General features: G+C 61.4%; 14 protein-coding genes and 1 tRNA gene. 6 read left to right on the forward strand and 9 right to left on the reverse strand.

What is annotated here, in order from left to right; genetic code table 11:
• Positions 1-20 precede the first annotated feature (20 nt).
• On the forward strand, positions 21-2,015 hold the full coding sequence (locus GBB14_RS03590) for a DEAD/DEAH box helicase (protein ID WP_151529926.1): 1,995 nt from the start codon (positions 21-23) through the stop codon (positions 2,013-2,015).
• A gap of 248 nt (positions 2,016-2,263) precedes the next feature.
• On the opposite strand, the gene GBB14_RS03595 is transcribed toward GBB14_RS03590, so the two are convergent.
• The 4 genes from GBB14_RS03595 to GBB14_RS10735 form a co-directional block, all read right to left on the reverse strand.
• Positions 2,264-2,737, reverse strand: a complete 474-nt coding sequence (locus GBB14_RS03595; RefSeq protein ID WP_151530002.1) for a DUF2269 domain-containing protein — start codon at positions 2,735-2,737, stop codon at positions 2,264-2,266.
• A 31-nt stretch (positions 2,738-2,768) separates the two neighbouring features.
• A complete protein-coding gene (locus GBB14_RS10580; protein ID WP_192796156.1) occupies positions 2,769-3,233 on the reverse strand; it encodes an HNH endonuclease family protein in 465 nt (154 codons plus the stop codon).
• Between the two features lie 347 nt (positions 3,234-3,580).
• Positions 3,581-5,149, reverse strand: coding sequence for a sodium/proline symporter PutP (gene putP / locus GBB14_RS03605; RefSeq protein ID WP_151529928.1), 1,569 nt, complete (start codon positions 5,147-5,149; stop codon positions 3,581-3,583).
• Between the two features lie 143 nt (positions 5,150-5,292).
• Entirely contained in the window at positions 5,293-5,415 is a 123-nt protein-coding gene (locus GBB14_RS10735) for a hypothetical protein (protein ID WP_255443837.1), read from the reverse strand.
• 271 nt (positions 5,416-5,686) lie between these two features.
• Between GBB14_RS10735 and GBB14_RS03610 the strand changes: the two genes are divergently transcribed.
• From GBB14_RS03610 to GBB14_RS03630, 5 genes are all read left to right on the forward strand, one after another.
• Positions 5,687-8,719, forward strand: a complete 3,033-nt coding sequence (locus tag GBB14_RS03610; protein WP_151529929.1) for a DEAD/DEAH box helicase — start codon at positions 5,687-5,689, stop codon at positions 8,717-8,719.
• 1 nt (position 8,720) lies between these two features.
• The gene (locus tag GBB14_RS03615) at positions 8,721-9,683 is read left to right on the forward strand and encodes an SWIM zinc finger family protein (RefSeq protein ID WP_151529930.1); all 963 of its coding nucleotides are present in this window, start codon (positions 8,721-8,723) and stop codon (positions 9,681-9,683) included.
• 72 nt (positions 9,684-9,755) lie between these two features.
• Entirely contained in the window at positions 9,756-10,910 is a 1,155-nt protein-coding gene (locus GBB14_RS03620) for a DNA repair exonuclease (protein WP_151529931.1), read from the forward strand.
• 9 nt (positions 10,911-10,919) lie between these two features.
• Positions 10,920-13,592, forward strand: coding sequence for an ATP-binding protein (locus GBB14_RS03625; protein WP_151529932.1), 2,673 nt, complete (start codon positions 10,920-10,922; stop codon positions 13,590-13,592).
• A gap of 425 nt (positions 13,593-14,017) precedes the next feature.
• Entirely contained in the window at positions 14,018-14,425 is a 408-nt protein-coding gene (locus tag GBB14_RS03630) for a MarR family winged helix-turn-helix transcriptional regulator (RefSeq protein ID WP_225976605.1), read from the forward strand.
• A gap of 110 nt (positions 14,426-14,535) precedes the next feature.
• Here the strand turns inward: GBB14_RS03630 and GBB14_RS03635 are convergent.
• The 5 genes from GBB14_RS03635 to GBB14_RS03655 form a co-directional block, all read right to left on the reverse strand.
• Positions 14,536-14,608, reverse strand: a tRNA-Arg gene (locus GBB14_RS03635).
• A gap of 162 nt (positions 14,609-14,770) precedes the next feature.
• On the reverse strand, positions 14,771-15,415 hold the full coding sequence (locus tag GBB14_RS03640) for an LUD domain-containing protein (protein WP_151529934.1): 645 nt from the start codon (positions 15,413-15,415) through the stop codon (positions 14,771-14,773).
• Between the two features lie 2 nt (positions 15,416-15,417).
• A complete protein-coding gene (locus tag GBB14_RS03645; RefSeq protein WP_151529935.1) occupies positions 15,418-16,965 on the reverse strand; it encodes a lactate utilization protein B in 1,548 nt (515 codons plus the stop codon).
• Positions 16,962-17,747, reverse strand: a complete 786-nt coding sequence (locus GBB14_RS03650; RefSeq protein ID WP_151529936.1) for a (Fe-S)-binding protein — start codon at positions 17,745-17,747, stop codon at positions 16,962-16,964. The genes GBB14_RS03645 and GBB14_RS03650 overlap by 4 nt, the downstream gene beginning before the upstream one ends.
• Before the next feature lie 537 nt (positions 17,748-18,284).
• The gene (locus GBB14_RS03655; protein WP_151529937.1) at positions 18,285-19,958 is read right to left on the reverse strand and encodes an L-lactate permease; all 1,674 of its coding nucleotides are present in this window, start codon (positions 19,956-19,958) and stop codon (positions 18,285-18,287) included.
• Positions 19,959-20,162 lie beyond the last annotated feature (204 nt).

Here is a 20,162-nt window from a genome sequence, read left to right on the forward strand (position 1 = left end):
CAGCGTAACGTGGTGGGGCAATGAGTAACACCGATAACGTCACCGGAGACGTGGACAGTCCGGATCATATCGTTTCGTCGGACTCTCAGGATACTTCGCAAGGTGCGGCAGCACAGTCTGCCGATCAGCACAGCACCAGGGATGCGAACACTTCTGAGGACACCGGCTCACCCACCGGCTTTGAAAGCTTGGACTTACCCTCAGATGTGTTGGAGGCAGTCACCAAGGTTGGCTTTGAAACGCCGTCCCCTATTCAAGAACAAACCATTCCCGTTCTTATGGAAGGCCACGATGTCGTAGGCCTCGCGCAGACGGGTACTGGCAAGACCGCCGCCTTTGCGCTGCCTATTTTGGCGCGCATAAACAAGGACGAGCGCTCTCCGCAGGCACTGGTATTGGCACCGACGCGCGAGCTCGCGCTGCAGGTTGCTGATTCCTTCCAGTCCTTCGCCGATCACCTCGGCGGCATCAATGTGCTGCCGATTTATGGTGGACAGTCCTATGGCATTCAGCTGTCGGGTCTGCGCCGCGGTGCACACATCGTTGTGGGCACCCCGGGTCGTGTGATCGACCACCTGCAGAAGGGCTCGCTGGATATTTCCGGTCTGCGCTACCTCGTGCTTGACGAGGCCGATGAGATGCTGCAAATGGGCTTCCAGGAGGATGTCGAGCGCATCCTGGCCGATACCCCTGCAGACAAGCAGGTGGCACTGTTTTCGGCCACGATGCCGAATGGCATTCGCAAGATTTCCCAGCAGTATCTCAATGAGCCGCAGGAAATCACCGTCCGTTCGACCAGCCGCACCAACACCAATATCAACCAGCGCTATCTGATGGTGGCGCACCGCAACAAGCTCGATGCTCTGACCCGTATCCTCGAGGTCACCGAGTTTGAAGCGATGATCATGTTCGTGCGCACCAAGTTCGAGACCGAGGAGCTCGCCGAAAAGCTGCGTGCTCGCGGGTTCTCCGCGCAGGCCATCAACGGCGATATTCCGCAGGCCCAGCGCGAACGTACCGTGGACCAGCTCAAGGATGGTCGCCTCGATATTCTCGTGGCCACCGACGTGGCTGCCCGCGGTTTGGATGTAGAACGTATCAGCCACGTGCTGAACTACGACATCCCGCATGACACCGAGTCCTATGTGCACCGCATTGGCCGTACCGGCCGTGCCGGTCGCTCCGGCGAGGCTATTCTCTTCGTCACCCCGCGTGAGCGCCGCATGCTGCGTTCTATCGAGCGCGCAACTAACGCGCCGTTGAACGAGATGGATCTGCCGACCGTTGATGAGGTGAATGAATCCCGCAAGGAGAAGTTCGCCGATTCCATCACCGAGGCGCTGGAGGACTCTCAGGTCAATATCTTCCGTTCCTTGGTGCAGACATACTCTGATGAGCACGATATTCCGATGGTGGATATCGCGGCAGCGTTGGCAACGCAGGCTCAGGCCAGCGACGAGTTCTTGATGAAGGAGCCGCCGCGCGATAAGCGTAAGGACCGCTCCGATCGTCGCGAGCGCGACTTCGATCGTGGTGGCCGTGACCGCGGCGACCGCGGTGGGCGTTTCGAGCGTTCTAATCAGAACATGAGCATCTATCGCCTCGCCGTGGGCAAGCGGCAGCATGTGCGTCCCGGTTCCATCGTGGGCGCGCTGGCAAACGAAGGCGGGCTGAATTCCAAGGACTTCGGCCGCATCGTGATCAATGTGGATCACACCCTGGTCGAGCTGCCCAAGGATCTGCCCCGCGATGTGTTCGACCGGCTGGAAGATACCCGCATTTCTGGCCAGCTGATCAATATCGAGTCTGCCCCCGATGCTTCCCTGGAGCGCGGCTATGGTGACCGTGGTGGTCGCGGCGGTGGCCGTGGCGGTCGCGATGGCGGTCGACGTTTCGATCGTGGCGATCGCGGTGGCCGTGATGGTGGCCGCGGTGGCCGTGGCTTCGACCGTCGCGATAGGGGAGACCGCGGTGATCGCCGTGGCAGCTTCCGTCGCCGGGACGATCGCTACTAATCCTTTCTGAGCTCTCAGGGCTCACACACCACACCACCTCGCTGGATCTTCCAGCGAGGTGGTGTTTTCTCTTGTGGCGACTGCATGGGGCACTCGCACACGCCGCGTCTCCGAGCCGCTGCGCCGCCGCGCCGCCCGCAACGCCGCCTGTCGCGCCGAGCGGCACCGCTAAAACAGCGGGCAGCACGAAGACATAAGAAAACCTCGCTGCCACGGAGGCAGCGAGGAGGCAGTGATAAAGCGTGCCGCTACATCGTCATCATCAAAGCGAAGATGATGATCCACAGCAGCGAGAAGATGCCGCCAAACATCGACAGCTGGGACTTTGCCTTGTCCCAATCCTGCACAGTGGCATTCTCCGGCATATCGTCGGCGTCGAGAATGCCCAGTTCGGCAGCCATGGCCTTCTGGCGGGGCAGAATCAAGAAGTACAACACGGCCCATGCGATGACGGACAGCAGAATGGACGTGTGCAGCAGACCTTCCTTGATCCATGCATCGAGGTTGGAGAACATCACGCCGAAGCCCAGCAGCGGCACCAGCAGCGAGAGCAAGCCGTAGGTGTTGCTGATCCGGTAGAGCAGCGCGGCGGAACCCTTGGCCTTATCGTTGCCGTTATGTGCATGGGCTGCTTGCACATGGAAGGTCGATACAGCCACGGTGACCGGGCCCAAGAAGAGCACGGCGGAGAGCACGTGGAGTGCCAGCATCACAGTAGAAATGGTGAGTCCTCTTTCACTAAGGGGTGAACTATTACTGGGTGGTAGAAACATCACGCCGAGGCCTCCCGCGCTGGCCACGCTGTGGGTGCCCAACCGGATAACTCAGCGCAAACTGCGATTTTAGTGAAAGTCCTAGAACTTCGCTAACCCAGCAACTACGCTTCATGCGCGTAATATCCGGCTGGGATAGCGCCAGCTGATACCGCGCCGACACAGCGGCGAGACGTTGGGAATACCAGCAGCGATGCCGGTGGTAGGGAGGCATCCATGCCGCGGGCAGGGCGTCGCTTTTGTCTTGATTGGCGGCGGCGCTCACAGCCACCACGTTGAGTGGATCATTGGCAAAGTCCTCCGCTTTGGCCCGCGGCCAGGTGGCCGCCCCCATATCCCACGCGGCCGCAAGCGGAAATACGTGATCGATCTGGAGCTCATCGACGGCGGCGTCAATCCGCTCGCCGGTATAGAGATCCTGAATCACCCCGCGGGGCCCGCGCATGCATGGCGCCTGCACTCCCGCCGCGCGCAGCGCGCGATCCCGAGTGGTACAGCCTGCGCCCAGGCTGGGCTGGGCCCGCCAGCCCGGCCCGAAGAATTCTCGCCGGTATCCAGGGTGGCGGGTACGCGCTTTGACGACGCTTACCTGAGGCAGTGTGCTGTGTAATCCCGGTAGCTGCGGCTCGGTGGGCGGATGCGCAGGCACCCGTGCTATCAGGCCGATAAGAAGCCAGAGAAGCGTCGATAAGCATAAAAGGATAAACCAGCCGCGGCGGGAAGAGAGAGCCATACCTCTCAATGACGAAAGGGAACCTCAATGAGGTTCCCTTTGTGCGTAGTCGAGAGGATTTAGCCCTTGGTCTCGAGCTGCTCGGCGGCAGTCTCGATATCCATCTTGGGTTCCTTCTCGGCGATAGTGGCGAGCTTCGACGCACTGTCGAACTCATCCAGCACTTGCTGGCTGGGTCCCTTGGACATGATCGAGACCACGGCCATCACGACGGTGGCGGCGAAGAAGCCGGGCACCATCTCGTAGAGGGTGTCACTCAACGGCGACATTCCCCAAGCGAAGGAGACGACCGCGCCGGTGATCATGCCGGCAATCGCTCCGCCGGCGGTGAGTCGACGCCAGTAGAGAGAGGCGAGAATGATCGGGCCGAAGGCGGAACCGAAGCCCGCCCATGCGAAGCCCACCAGCCCCAGAATCGAGTCGGAGGGGCTGATGGCCAGCACTGCGGCGATCACGGCCACGGCCACCACGGCGGTGCGCGAGAGGTTCACCAGGATATTGTCCGGCAGCTTTCGCTTGTAGACGATCTTGGTCAGATCCTCGATCAGAGCAGAGGAGGTGACCAGCAGCTGCGAGGACAGGGTGGACATGATGGCTGCCAGCACGGCGGTCAGCAGCAGACCGGCGAGCAGCGGGTGGAAGAGGATCCGGCCCATGTCCAGGAAGATCGTCTCGAAGGCCTCGCGGTCGGTGACCAGAATGGAGGGATCCTGGCCGAAGAAGGCAGTGCCCACCAAGGCGGCGAAGGTCGCGCCGATGATGCACAGCAGCATCCAGCCCACACCAATCCAGCGACCGGCCTTAGCCTCATAGGGTGCGCGCAGCGCCATGAAGCGGACGATCACGTGCGGCTGGCCGAAGTAGCCCAAGCCCCAGGCGAGGTTACCGATGATCGCGGTAATCGAGACGCCAGAGATCATGTTGAAATAGGAGGGATTGCCAGCGTCATAGGGGCCATAGGGCTGCTCGACGGCCCAGGTGAAGATGCTGGTCGGCTCGTCCAGTGTGAGCAGCGCCATAATCGGCACCACGATCAGTGCGGCGAACATGATGGTGCCCTGCACGGCATCGGTGTAGGACACAGCAAGGAAACCACCAATGAAGGTATAGGCCACCGTCACGGCTGCCACGATGAGCATGCCGTCCAGGTAGCTGCCACCGAAGGTGGACTCGAAGTACTTGCCGCCGGCGACCATGCCGGAGGAGACATAGAAGGTGAAGAAGAGGATGATCACCACGGCGGACACAATCCGGAGGATGCGGGACTTATCCTGCACACGGTTTTCCAAGAAGCTCGGAACCGTAATCGAGTTATTCGCGATCTCCGAATAGGAGCGCAGACGCGGCGCCACCCATGTCCAGTTCGCCCAGCAGCCGATCAGCAGTCCGATGGCGATCCACAGCTCCGAGAAGCCGGTGAGGAATAGTGCGCCCGGCAGGCCCATAAGCAGCCAGCCGGACATATCCGAGGCTCCCGCCGAGAGGGCGGCAACGAAAGGATTCAGGCCGCGACCAGCGAGCACATAATCGTCGTATTCGTCTGTTTGCTTATAGCTCCAATAACCAATCGCGAGCATCGCCAACATGTAGATGATGATCGCGAGAATAAACCAAGTATTTTCGCTCAAGTCGTGCACTCCATTCTCGTTTTCTCCGATGCTACGCAGCTTGTCGTGCCTGTGCGCAGGCACCAGCACAGGGCTGGGGCGTCATCTTCGACGCTTCTTCAAGGCATTACTCGCCCGCGCACAGCCCAATCTCGGCGCGCCACTCACACTCCAGGGCGGAGACCGGCGCGCTCACTCAGACCGTTGTCGTCGAGCATCGGGGTAGCTGCCACATACACCACGTGGCCGTTGTGCGTTGGCCGATAGTACAGAGGTTGTGCTCTCATGTCTTATTCAGGTTGCTCGCTAGGCTCTTATGAGGGGGACGGGCACTGTCCAGCCTGAGCGGCTGCGGGTAGCGCCATAGACGTGCGCAGCAGCGTCGGACCGTGTCAGCTGGGCGTAGCCGCACGAGGCGCGGAGAAAGACTAGAATCGATCGCTTAGGGCTGAGAAGCTGATCCGGCAACGACACGATCCGCGGCCGCGGATCAACCACCGCCGACATTGTGGTGAGCACAGGACAAAGACGAGGACTAAGGAAAGGAGGGGGACGGACGTGACGCATCTCGTGCACGGTTTCTGGCACCGCGAAAGCGGATTGATTCTGTGGATCGAGCAGGTGGAGGGACATAAAATCCTCATCCCCGAACAGCTTCCCACCGGTGCTTTTAGCCCGGAGCTTCTCGCGCTCATTCGCCCTCTCAACTTCGGCCATCGTTTCACTGCGCACTTGAGCACGCCCAAAGGGCGGCGTGTGCGGCTGCCCATCCCCGTCGCCCGCTGCTATCCCGAGAAGGCCGTGGAGATCATTGAGGAATTGATCGGCCTGCTCGATGGGGAGCAGGGAGATAGCGTCGTTACGCAATTAGCGCCCGATCTGCTGTGGATTATTCAGTTCTATCGGGGGCTGAAGCAGTTCGTGCGCGCCGGGCGGGTGGTGCTGCGGGTTCGCTGGGCAGATGATCATTGGTGGCCGCAATGGCAGCTCTTGCCCTCTGGGCGGGAGCGGGTGTGGATGGGGCGCATGCACTTAGCGATTCCGCAGGTGCTCACCGCCAATGGTAGCGCCGCCGTGGCCGATGACATGGCCGAGGAGCTGCCGCACTGGATTGCCTCCTATATTTTGCAGGACTTCATCGACGAGCCCCGCTCCCGCGAGCTGCATACCTTCTCGCGCACCTTGCTTAACTCCGAGTCGCTGCGTCGCGGCGGTCCGACGCTCGCGAGCAAACTCAATGAGTGGAAGGATTCCATTAATAGCTCCCGGGTCGAGCTCATGGTGATTGTGGAAGACGCCCCCACCCATTCCGATCTCGCAGACTCCGAGGCCGACGCCGAGGAGCTGCTCTTTCCGGTGCGGATTCAGGTGCGTTTCGGGGTGGATACACCTCTGCCGGTACAGGCCGAGCTTATCGACGCCGCCTTCGCGAATAGGCTGCGTGATGATCACAATCGACTTCTCGAGGTGGCGAGCACCCTCGGCAGCCACGAGGTGGAGCAGCAACAACAGGATGATCCGTGGGGCGAGGAGCCCGGGGCCCGCGGGGATTGGGATCGTTTCCTCACCCTAGAGCAGCTGGGGGAGTTTCTGGATAAGGATGTGCCGAAGCTTCGCAGCGCGGGCTATACGGTGATGCTGCCGCGGTCGTGGGGAGAGCATGAGCTCACGGCCAAACTGCATACCTCCAAGGTGCAGAATCTCACTATTGCCTCCACCTATGGCATGGATCAGCTGCTCAGCTATGACTGGACGCTCTCGCTCGGCGGGGTGGAGCTGGAGCCGGAGGAAGCGCAGCGTCTGATCGAGTCCACCTCCGGTTTGATTGAGCTGCGCGGGTCGTGGGTGATGGCTGATAGCCGCAGCCTCGACGGGGTGCGCGCCTATGTGGAGATGGTGAAAAACCATAGCGTGAGCGCGAAGGATCCCGCGGCGGAGAAAGACGATCCCCGCGCCGATGAGTTCGATCTCGCGGAGGAGAATTATCTTTCGGCCGCGGCGGTGCGCGAGATGGCGCTGAAGACCGCGGGTCAACGCTATATCGAATTCCGTGGCAGCGACTGGTTTAGCTCGCTGATGAGCGCGGACGCTGATCCCGTTCCCACCCCCGTGCGCCTAACAATTCCCGATAGCGTGCACGCCACATTGCGGGAATATCAGCGCCGCGGCGTGGATTGGCTGTATTGGATGGCGCGCCACGAGCTGGGTGCGGTGCTTGCCGATGACATGGGTTTGGGTAAAACTCTGCAGCTTCTCACCCTGCTGGCGATAGAGAAACACGAGGGGCTCACGACGGCGCCCACCATGGTGGTGGCGCCGACCTCGGTGCTGTCGAATTGGCAGCGGGAGGCCCAGAAATTCACCCCAGATCTCTCCGTGATGGTCTATCACGGCTCACAGCGGCCGAAAGGCGAAGAGTTTGTGCACCAAGCGAAGCAGTGCGATCTGGTGATCACCAGCTATGGGGTGCTCTCTCGCGATGTCGAATTATTCTGCGAGCTGCACTGGCAGCATCTCGTGCTGGATGAAGCACAGCAGATCAAAAACTCCACTACCCGCATGGCGCGTGCGGCGAAAGTGATTCCCAGTGCGCATCGCATCGCGCTGACGGGTACCCCGATCGAAAACCGCTTGGCGGAGATCCATTCGCTGATGGATTTCTGCAACTACGGGATGTTGGGTAGCACCTCCTTCTTCCGGAATCACTTTGCCCGCGCTATCGAGGTCTACGACGATCCGGAGATGAAAGACGCGCTGCGCCGGCTCACTGCACCCTTTATCCTGCGGCGACTAAAGACCGACCCGGCGGTGATCGACGATCTTCCCGATAAAACCGAGAACGTCTTGCACGTGCTGCTCAGTAAAGAGCAGGCGGCTTTGTATAAGTCCTATGTGGATCGCATTAAAAAGGAGGTGGAGGATACCGCGTCGATGAAGCGGCGCGGCATGATCCTCGCCGCCATGACCCGCATTAAACAGATCTGCAATCACCCTGCGCACTTCCTCGGCGATGGCTCTTCGATCACCTACCAGGGCGTACACCGCTCCGGTAAGGTGGGCAGGCTCGTGGAGCTTATCGACGCCGCCCTCGACAATGGGGAAAAGATGCTGGTGTTCACCCAGTATCGTGCTTTTGGCGATATTCTCGTGCCCTACTTGAGCGAGCACGTCGGGCGCGAGGTGCCCTTCCTGCACGGCGGGGTGTCGCAGAAAGGGCGCGACCGGATGGTCACCGAGTTCCAATCGGCGGAGGGCCCACCGATTATGGTGCTGAGCCTCAAAGCCGGCGGTACCGGGCTGAACCTGACTGCGGCCAATATTGTGGTGCACATGGACCGCTGGTGGAATCCGGCGGTAGAAAACCAGGCCACGGACCGCGCCTATCGGATCGGCCAGCGCAAGGATGTGACGGTGTACAAGATGGTGTGTGAAGGCACCATGGAAGAAGCCATCCAGGATGTTATCGAAGGCAAGATCCAGCTGGCCAGCGATATCGTCGGGGAAGGCGAAGGCTGGGTGAGTGAGCTGAGCCAAGAGGATCTGGAGACCCTGTTGACGTACCGCGGAACCATCGAGGAGGACGAGGACTAATATGCCCCGCTATACCTCACGCGATAACGTCATTTATGCGAATTTTGGCGCGAAGCGGCACGACCCTCAGCAGCTCGCCGCTGCCGCCGAGAAGAACAACGACGACCGCGAGTGGCTGCCTATAGTCTCCCGCTTCATCGTGGATTCTGTCGAGCGCGACACCGACCCAGGCCGTAAGCAGCGCGGTCGCGACTATGCCCGCGAGGATCGGGTGACGCTGCTTAGCTATAGCGAGAATCTGATCAACGCACAGGTGCGTGGCTCCCGGCCGGAGCCCTTCGAGGTACAGCTGCGCTTCGCTCCCATTGCGCGCCGCGACCAGCGTGAGCTGTGGGATTATCTTGTCTCCCTGCCGGATTATCTGCCGGCATTTTTAAGGGGTGAGCTGGATCGTCGCGCGCAGCGCCTGCTCGGCTTTTCCGATCCGCGCAGCATCACCGGCACGTGTGAGTGCCCGGATTCCCATTCGGTGTGTAAACACATCGTGGCCGTAGCCCATGCCGCCGCCGCAGAAATATCCCGCCGCAGCTCGCGCATCTTTGATCTGCGCGGCTGGGATCCACAGGATATCGAGGCGGCGGTGAAGCGGCGGGTGGAGCACAACGCGGCTGGTGATGCGCCGGCGGATACTGCGGCGGACGCGCCGGCGGAGCGGGACAAAGATGCTGATCGCAGCGGCAGCCTTGATGAGTCTGCTGCCGCCGCGGAGTCCAGCCGCTCGTTCGCGCAGAAACGCCAGCAGCAGGTGGATGCCACGGCGTTTTGGCAGGGAGGCGAGCTTCCTCCCTTGCCGGATCCGAAGGTGGAGCCTGCCCTCGACGACTCCGATCTCAGTCTCTTGCACATCGCGATGCGCTCGGTGTCCTATACCTCGATTGATGAGCTGCGGGCTATTACAGATATCGAGGATATGTACTATTTCCTCACGCACAACGAGGATTCTTCGAGCCCAGATTCCTCTTAAGTCAGCCGCAGTAGAACATCGGAGCGAACAGCGCATCGTGCAGTGTCCGGTAGTTTTGCTAACAATGAATGCATGACACGAACACGATTTATTCACACCTCGGACTGGCAGATCGGAATGAAGCGGGGTTTTCTTCCCGCTGAGGCGCATAGTCGCTTTGATGCCGATCGTCTCGCGGCCATTAAAAAGCTCGGTGATCTTGCCACCGAGCAGGACTGCGAGTTCATCGTCGTCGCCGGCGATGTATTCGACGCCAATAGTCTCAATGCCACAACAACCGGCCGCACCATGGAAGTGCTGCGCAACTTAGCTGTGCCGGTGTATCTCTTGCCGGGCAATCATGATCCCTTAGTGGCCAATAATATTTTCCGGTTTACGGACGCGATCGACAATGTCCATGTGATCCGCGATAACGCGCCTATCGAGATTCGCCCGGGCGTCGAGCTCGTCGGCGCCCCCTATCTCAGCAAGCGCGTCTCCACCGATATTGTGGCCGAGGCTTTGGAGGATCTCGAGCCCGCAGAAGACGGAAGCGTGCGCATCGCCGTGGGGCACGGCCAGGTGGAGTCGCGTAGCAATGACGACGATAGCGTCCCGATTGACCTTGCCACCGTTGAGCGTGCCGTAGATCGTCGGGTGATTGATTATCTGGCCTTGGGCGATACCCATTCCACCGCCTCGCTTGGCTCCACGGGGCGCGTGTGGTTCTCAGGCAGCCCAGAAGTTACCGATTATCGCGATTTCTCCACCGTCGGCGGCGGCGAGAAGGACTCCGGCAATGCTCTCGTTGTAGACATCGAGGCCACCGGTTCCACCTCGCAGGTCACGGTCGAGCCGCACCACATCGGCACCTGGACGTGGCATGCGCTCGAGTACGACATAGCCAGCCACGAGGATGCGGAGGCCTTCATTAGCGCCCTGCGGGAGTATCCCGATAAGGCCACCACGGTGGTGAAATATGCCCTGGTGGGCACGGCAACCCTCGATACGATGCGCTACCTCGAGGAGCAGCTGGCAGACCTGGAGAGTATCTTTGCCGCGCTCTATCGACGCGAGCGCACCTATAACCTCCTGCTAGCCCCGTCCGAGGAGGAGCTCGAGAATCTCGGGCTCGGTGGATATGTGGGGGCGGCGATGACCGACCTGATCGAACAAGCAGACACAGACGACACGGCGAGCGACGCGGTGGGGCTGCTGCACCGGCTGATCGTTTCTGAGCAGAAGTAGGGCAGTACCATGCAGATTCATTCCATCACTATCGACAATATTCGCTCCATCGAGCACCTCGAACTGCGAGATATTCCGGCCAGCGGTGTGTGCATGATCAGTGGCCCTAATGAGGTGGGTAAGTCCACCATTGTGGAAGCTATTGACCTCGTGCTCTCTGAAAAGTCCACCGCGCAAAAGAAGTGGATTAAAAGCATGCGCCGGGTGGGCAGCACCGAGCCTATGCAGGTCAGCCTCGAAGCCACGATCGGTGATCAGCACTTCACCATCAGCAAGCAGTTCCTCAACAAGCCGACCGCTCGGCTTGTCATTCACTCCCCGAATCCGCGGACCTACACCGGCGATCAGGCCAATGATGAGCTCATGCAGATCGTCGACGAGCACCTTGATAGCAATCTGCATAAGTTGCTCTTCGTCAAACAGGGCGCATTGGACCACACTCTCGGGGAGGTGGGCTTTAACCAGCTGGAAAAGCCCCTGCAGCTCGCCGGTGCCGGGGATGGTGCCGGTATCGCGCAGGGTTCACAGTCCGAATTGATGGCGAAGGTGCGCGATGAGGTCTCGCGCTACTACACCAAGACAGGCAAGCCGTCCAAGGAACTCAAGCAGGCCCAGGAGGATGTACAAGACGCCACGAAGCGTCACGCCGAAGCCCGCGCGGCGATTACCGACTTGAGCACCCAGCTAGAAAACTATGAGGCCGCTGAGGCTGAGTTGGCGCGGCTGAAGCCGCAGATCCCAGAGCTGAAACAGCAGGTGGAGGCGTCGCAACGCGAGGTGGTGCGAGCGGAAAAGCGGGAATCCGAGCGGGAACGCCTGCAGACGAAAAAGGATGTCGAGGAGCAAAAGAAGCAGCGCATCGAGGAGCGAAAGAAGCAGCGGGCCCGCGCTGCCGAGGAGCTGGCTGCCAGCGCGCAGCGCGTGACAGAGTGCGAGCGGACGCAACAAGAGCTCGAACTACAGGCCAAGGAGCATGCGGAAAAGATCGAGGGGCTCCGCAGCGCACTCGATGCCGCGGTGGAAGCCGAGCAGAGCGCCCGCGCCGATTATCGGGTGTGGGAGCAGCACCAGCATGCCGTGCGCGAGCGAATCCGCCACCAGAAGGATACGGAGTTTCTGGCGCAGTACGACGAGTACACCGCCGAGATTTCCCAGCAGAAGAAGAAACTGCCAGAGGATGTGCCCAGCAGCGCAGACATCGCCCGGGCGGAAGAGATCGCGGAGAAGATTGTCTACGCCCAGGCCACGGTGGCGGCGGCGAGTTCGACACTGACGCTATCCTCCGCCGCGGGCGCCGAGATTGCGGTTAATGGTGAGACCCAGACGCTCAGCGATACGGCCACGGTGGTGCAGGTCAGCGAACGCACGACACTACGCATCGGCGAAGTCGACGCGGTGATCGAACCGGCAGCCAATGTGGCTGCCGAAAAGGATGCCCTGGACCAGCTGATCCGCGAGCACGATCAGCTGTGCACCGAGTTCGAGGTGGACTCTGTGCAGCAGCTCAAGCAGATCGCCACGACCGCCGAATCCATCACTGCGGATATTGCGCGCCTGAAGAAGGCGCGGACACGGCACGCGGGGAAGCGGGACGTGGATGATATCCGAGACGCCGTTGAGAAATTCCAGGCCGCGGAACTCCCAGAGGGCATTAGCGCCGACGAGGCAGGGGAGAAGGCTCTCGAGGAGCGCCTGCACGAGCTGCGCACGGCCGTGGAACAGGCCGATGCCGCCACTGCGAAGGCGCGGACGAACCTCGAGGAGGCGCGGGCCTCCCGGATCGACCAAGACGTGGCGGTGGCCCGGGAGAAACTCAAGGACGCCATCGATGAGCAGAAGCGTCGTGCGCAGGCGCTCGAGGCCGCGGAGCAGGAGCACAGCGATGAGGCCGAGGAAGAGGAACTGCGCAGCCTCGATGCTCACCTCGCCACCCTTAGTGCAGCTCTGCAGGACCTGGAGGAAGACGATAGTGTCCTCAGTCTCGAGCAGGCGCGCCGCGCCGCGGAACAGGATGAGACCCTGCTGAAGAACACCGAGGGGCTCCTAGAGGAGGCATATCGGCGCCAGTCGGAGATTAAGGGCAGTATCAACGCCTTTGAGGGCGCTGCCGAGAAGGAGAAGATCGCCAAGGCCGAGCTCGAGCGCAGGGAGAGCATTCTCGCGCGTACCCAGCACAAGGCCGATGTGGCCAAACTGCTGCTGGATACCCTCGAGCGGCATTACCGCGATGTCACGCAGCGCTATGCCAAGCCGATCCGCGAGGAGCTTGAGCGTTTGGCCGCCCAGCTGCATGAGGGCGATGTGTCCTATGAGTTCGACGAGACCGGGCTTGTCGGGCGCGTCATCCGCGAAGAGCAGCTGAGTGTGGATGAGCTCTCTGGTGGCGCCTCTGAGCAAGTGGGGTTGATGCTGCGGCTCGCTATCGCGAACCTGGCGGCGAACAACGCGGAGTCGGACGGCGTCGATACCGTGATGCCGGTGATCATGGATGATGCCCTCGGCAATTCCGATGTGCTGCGGCTCAAGCGCTTGTCGGGGTTGATCGAGCGCGAGGCAGCCTCTAAGCAGATCTTCCTCATGACCTGTGATCCCCAGCGTTTCGCCGCCATTGGCAAGCGCAAAGAGTATCGCGTTGAGGAGTTGAAGCGCGCTGCCAATGAGACGCCGCTGAGCAACCGCTGAGTGTGGCAGCAGGCGGCCCGCGGCAGCAGCGGAGCACGCGAGGTCCGGAGTATCTGCTCCTCGCGTGTTCGCTGGCGCATGCCACGGCGCGGAGCCAGTTTGTTCCAGCTAAGCAAAGATGACGTGACTGCTGTGACACGCTAGTCTTAGAAGAACTCAGTGACGTGAGCAGTGCAGGTGTTCTACGCGTCACGAGCTATTCCCTCATCTCCCGTTACGGGGTGAGGCGCCGCTAGTGCGGTGCCGTCACTCACACTCTGCAGCGGGCCACTGCGGTCGCATCAAGGCTGGCTACAGCCGCGACCGTCCGCACCAAGCCGGTAGCGCAGATATCTCGCGCGCGGAAAAGTTAAGGAAGATAAGGGATAGTGATTCAGCACGAGCCACGCTGGCTAAATGACAATCAGCAAGCACTCTGGCGCCTCATGCTCGATGCGATACGCAAACTCGAGCGCGATATAGAGGACACTCTGCAAGCTGAAGCCGAGCTGACCTCGCCCGAATTCGCCGTGCTGGTCGTGTTGTCCGAGTCGGAGGATGAACAAGCTCGGATCCGCGAAATCTGCACCCACCTGAATTGGGATCGCAGCCGCGCTTCGCACCAGCTCTCCCGCATGCAACGCCGCGGGCTGATCGAAAAAACTAAATGCGTCGGTGATGGCCGCGGTGTTGTCGTGATCATGACCGAGGAGGGCAAGCGGCGCCTCAAGCAGGCAGTGCCCATGCACGTGGAGTCCGTCAACCGGCTGATCTTCGACCACATGAGCAATGATCAAGCCCACCACCTCGAGGTGTTCTTCAAGCACGTACTCCAGGCTCAGCCCACTCCCTAAACCCGCCATGGGCGCGAGTGTGGGAGCGCCGCGCGCCGCTTCCCTGCGGCAGCGGAAAAGACCACAAGGGAGGGGCCGCAGCATATCGCTGCGGCCCCTCCCTTTTTCTGTGCCCCCGACACGATTCGAACGTGCGACCTTTGGTACCGGAAACCAATGCTCTATCCCCTGAGCTACGGGGGCAAAAATATGCGTAGTAGCAGTTATCCGCTGCTATGCACCGTACGTATGTTAGCACTATCCCTGCCGTGCGATAAAACACGGGTTGGAGGTGCTACTACGCAGCAGAGTGGGGCGCAGCGGGTGGCGCTCTCAGACGTTCCGCTGAGCCCCAGGGTGGTGCGTCTATTCCACCAGCACCACGATCAGGGTGCGGGGGCCGTGCACGCCTTCGACACGGCTGAGCTCGATGTCGGAGGTGGCCGAGGGCCCGGAGATCATCGTGATCGGGCGGTGGCGGTCGAGGCGGCTGATCATGGCGGGGACGCCGTAGACCACGGTGTCCATGCGCACGATGCAGATGTGGCAGTCCGGAACCAGGGTGAGGGCGCGCCGGCCGTTGGTCTCATTGGATTCCAGGCAGATCGTGCCGGTCTGGGCGGAGGAGGTGTGGGAGTCGGTGACCACCACGTCCACAGAATCGAGCAGGCGGGGATCGCTTGTCACATCGTCGGGGGTGGCGCTGCCGGAGAAGCCCTCAAAGAGGCTGGCGTCGAGGCCGGGCGCATAGCGCACGTCCTTGGCCTCGCGCTCCTCGAGCAGGCGCACGATGGTGGCACCGAGTTCGTCCTCGCTGCTTTGCTCCACGATGGCCTTGTAGTCCAGCAGGCGATCGATGAGCACTTCTTTGATTTCCTCGCGCGGATAGTCGTGCTCGGTGATGTAGTTGCGCACCACATCGTAGCCGCCGGTCTGCACATTGGAGAGCTTCTGGGCGTTGCGGATGCGGTTGAGGATGTCCTTTTTGGCCTCGTCGTTACGCGTAGACATGGCTACTTCTCCTCTTCGTCGGTGCCGGCGTGAGCGGCGGCGGGCAGCCCCTCGCGCTTGGCGTCCTTGAGCAACTGTTGGGCCTCCTCGGACTTGAACCAGTCGCGGAAGGAGGTCTTGGCGGGCACGGCAGTATCGCGCACATCGGTCCAGCCGGCGAGGAAGCTCGGCATGTGGGTGATCTTCTTATTGAAGCCGCCGAGGACTCGTCCCAGAGAGGCCGACTTGGTGGCGAGGCTCCAAATCTTGGCGTTGCCGAACACCAGGCCCATGGCGCCGAAGATGGCGCCTTCGATCTTTGGCTTATCGGTTTCGATCTTCTGGTGGCGCAGCTCCAGCAGCGCGGCCGGAATGTCGATCTTAACGGGGCATACCTCGAAGCAATAGCCGCACAGAGAGGAGGCGTAGGGCAGCGAGGCATTCGGGTCGTTGTGGTCGATGATGCCGGTCAGCTGCGGGGAGAGGATCGCGCCGATGGGGCCCGGGTAGGTGGAGCCATAGGCGTGGCCGCCGGCGCGCTCATACACCGGGCAGACGTTGAGGCAGGCCGAGCAGCGGATGCACTTCAGCGCCTCGCGGCCGATCTCGTTCGACAGCGCGTGGGTACGGCCATTGTCCAGCAGCACGATGTGGTAGTTCTTCGGGCCGTCATTCTCGGTCACGCCCGTCCACAGCGAGGTGTAGGGGTTCATGCGCTCACCGGTGGAGGAGCGCGGCAGGAGCTGCAGGAATACTTCGAAGTCCTGGAAGGTGGGCAGCAGCTTTTCAATACCCATCACCGAGATGAGTGTCTCGGGCAGGGTGAGGCACATACGGCCATTGCCTTCAGATTCGACGATGCTCACGGTTCCGGTCTCGGCTACACCGAAGTTGGCGCCAGAGATGGCCACCTTGGCTTCCATGAACTGCTTGCGCAGGAACACGCGGGAGGCCTCGGCGAGCTCCGGCGGGTTAGCCGGCAAAGAGTCGTCGGTGTGGGGCATCTCGCGGACGAAGATATCTCGGATCTCGGCGCGGTTGCGGTGAATGGCGGGCACCAGAATGTGCGAGGGGAAGTCGTGTCCCAGCTGCACAATAAGCTCGGCGAGGTCGGTCTCGCGGGCGGTGATGCCAGCATCGCGCAGCTGATCGTTGAGCCCGATCTCCTGGGTGGCCATGGACTTGATCTTGACCACGTGGGTTTCGCCGGTTTCCTTGATCAGATCGGTCACGATCTGCCCGGCCTCGACGCCATCTCGGGCCCAGTGCACGTGGCCGCCGTGGGCGGTGACGGCTGCCTCGAACTGCTCGAGCAGCTCCGGCATGCGGGAGGCAACATCGCGCTTGATACCGGAGCCGGCCTCGCGCAGATCCTGCCAGTCGTCAAGCTCCTCCACGACCTGGGCGCGCTTATTGCGGATGGTGTGGGTGGCGTTGTAGAGGTTGCGGCGCTGGGTGGCGTTGTAGAGGCCATCGTGGGCGCCTTTTTGGAAGCTGCGCGAGCCGCGCAGATAGCCGACACCTTCGGGCGCTGTCGGAGGAACGGTGGGGTTTCCGAGGAAGGTGGTCACAGCATGAACTCCTTGGTATAAGCGGCGGAATCCGGGGTCCACGGGTGCTCCTTGGTGGAGGCGAGAATCTCGGCGATGTGCACGCTGCGGATACCGCTGTGCTGGCGCGAGAGGGTGCCGGAGATGTTCATCAGGCAGGAGTAATCCGCGGAGGTGACGTATTCGGCGAGGGTGGACTTGATATTGCGGGTCTTGTCATTGACCATCGCGGCCGAGGTTTCGGCGTTCTTCACGCAGAAGGTGCCGCCGAAGCCGCAGCACTCCTCGGAGAAGGGCAGCTCCACCAAGTCAATGGCCTCCACGGCGCGCAAGAGCCGATAGGGACGATCGCCCAGCTTGAGCAGGCGGCGCGAGTGGCAGGAGCTGTGGTAGGTGACGCGGTGCGGGAAGAACGCGCCCACGTTTTCGAGCTGTTCCACGTCGGTGAGGAACTCGCAGAGCTCATAGGTTTTCTTGGCGGTGCTTGCGGCTCCATCGCGCAGCGCTGCAGAGCCGTAGCGATCCGCGATCCGCTCGTGTTCGTGACGCACCGCAGCCGCGCAGGAACCGGAGGGGCTGACAATGCAGTCGATGGAGGGATCGGAGAAGGCGTCCACATAATTTTCAATCTGTGGCACGGCTTCGCGCTGGTAACCAGTGTTAATGTGCATCTGGCCGCAGCAGGTTTGTTTATCGGGGACCACAACATCGTGGCCGAGGCGGGACAGAATCAGGGCGGTCGCCTTAGCGATGTCCGGCCCGAGAATGTCACCGATACAGGTGGTAAAGATCGCGACTCGCACGGACGCTCCTTTAACTAATGTTGGCTAACTATTGTTGGCGCACAATGGCGATTACATCGAGTGGCATGAGGTCGAGCTCGCGGCGGGGCTACCGCTCTGGACTGCCTGACGTGCCAAAGTCAAGAGGCCGACGCGGTGAGGGGGTAGTTGCACGTCGCGAACGAACGACGGCGGTGCCAGCTTTCACCGACACATCCTACGTTCGGATATGTCTAATCTACCCGAAATCTGCTCAGAATGTGAACCGATCGCGCTTCTAAAAAAGCCGGTCCACCTGCATATATTTAAGAAACACTCGTGTTTCCTAATTGGAGCTGTGATGGCCGGGCTGACCCCAAGGTGGGGGAGAGGGGGATGGAGAAAACCCCCGTGGCCGAGTACAGGACAACGGGGGTAGGAAGCTGAGCGTTACCTAACTTACATGGGGTGCTGGGGCTTATCGACGCCCACTCCTGGCCCCACCACCAGCGCGGCGGGCGCAGGTGCCGATGGGGAATAGGGGGCAGCGGGACGGCGTCGATAAGCGCCGCGGTCGTACTAGGGGACTACGGGTGCCATGAAGGAGAGCACGTTGGTCTGCAGGTAGACAATGGTGCACACGGCGATGAGCATGCCGAAGGACCACAGGACCACGGACTTGAAAATGTCGGACTCGCGACCTTCCATCTTCACGGCGGTGGCAGCAATCGCCAGCGACTGCGGGGAGATCATCTTGCCCACCACGCCGCCGGAGGTATTGGCCGCGAGCATGAGATCTGGGTTCAGTCCAGCGTGCTGCGCGGCGGTGACCTGCATCTTGCCGAAGAGGGCATTGGCAGAGGTATCGGAGCCGGTCACGGCCGTTCCCACCCAGCCCAAGGTGGGGGCGAGGAAGGCATAGGCGCCGCCCAGTGAGGCAACGAACTCGCCGATAGCGATGGTCTGGCCGGAGTAGTTCATCACATAGGCCAGCCCCAGCACGAGCACGATGGTCAGGGCAGACCAGCGCATACGATAGGCGGTGTCGGTGAAGGCCTGCAGCACCTGGCCAGCCTTGAGCGGATAGGTGCCATTCTCGTCGAAGATGGCGTAGACCACGGCCACGATCAGGCCGGAGATTAGCATCAGGCTGCCGGGATTGGCGATGATCGCGAAAGTATAGGTGGACTTGATCGGATCGCCCTGGGCATTAACCAGGCGATCGGCCAGCACCGGCCACTCCACGCTGATGGCGATGGACTTCAGGGCCTCGGGGATGGTGGAGCCCAAGTTAGCGATACCGAAGACGAGGGTGACCACGCCATAGGGCAGCAGTGCCATTCCGACGCGGCGAGCCGGCAGCTCCTCGGCCACGGCGGCCGGAGGAAGATCCATGCGCTCGCGCAGCTCCTCGATGCCGCGCGGGGTCCAGAATTGCAGGAAGACGAAGGCCACGCCGAGGGAGACGATGCAGGCGACCACGTCGGTGAGCTGGTAGGCGAAGAAATTCGAGGTGGCCCACTGGGCGATAGCGAAGGCGCCGCCGATAACGAAAGCGGGGATCCATGCTTCGCGCACACCACGCATGCCGTCGAGGATGAAGAGCAGGATAACGGGAACGAACACGGCGATCAGCGGGGCCTGGTGGCCGACGATGGCGGCGATGTTGGCGGTTTGCTCCGCCGTACGGCCGGCCACATCGCCGGCGGTGGTGATCGGAATGGCCACGGCGCCGAAGGCCACCGGTGCGGTATTGGCCAGCAGGACGGCGGTGGCGGCACGCAGCGGCTTCACGCCGAGGGCGAGGATCATGGTGGCGGTAATGGCCACGGGGGCACCGAAGCCGGCGAGGGCCTCGAGCAGGCCGCCGAAGCAGAAGGCGATGAGGATGGCTTGGATGCGCACGTCGCCATCGCCGAGCTTGTCAAAGGTGCGGCGCAGGTCTTCAAAACGGCCCGAGGCCACCGTGATCTGGTAGAACCAGATGGCCATCACGATGACCCAGACGATGGGCAGGAGGCCGAAGATGCCGCCGCGGAGCGCGGACATGAGGGCGAGTTCGGTGGGCATGCTGAAGCCGAAGATGGCGACCAGAATCGCAGCGAGGGTGGCTGCCGCTGCGGAGACGTGTGCTCGGGCCTTGAAGCCGAGGAGCAATACGAAAAAGGTGACTAGGGGGATGGTTGCGACTAACGCAGAGAGGCCAAGACTGCCTCCCACTGCATCAGTGACCACGGTAAATGTATTGTTCACCGCAACTCCTTAAGTGTGGTGGACCTGTGTCTGTCTGCTGTATCGCTTCAGAAAATGCCTCTCTGCTGCTGGCCCGTGCCGCTGAGGGGTGGTGCGGCGCGTGTTCCTGTGTGGGCCAGTAGTGCACTCGCAGTGTGAAGTTCTGCACACCGATACTGGTTCTATGAGACACCCACAGGTGGGATGTGATGTTCACAACCATTC

The sequence above is a fragment of the Corynebacterium sp. 51B genome (assembly GCF_008930785.1).
Classification (GTDB): domain Bacteria; phylum Actinomycetota; class Actinomycetes; order Mycobacteriales; family Mycobacteriaceae; genus Corynebacterium; species Corynebacterium megadyptis.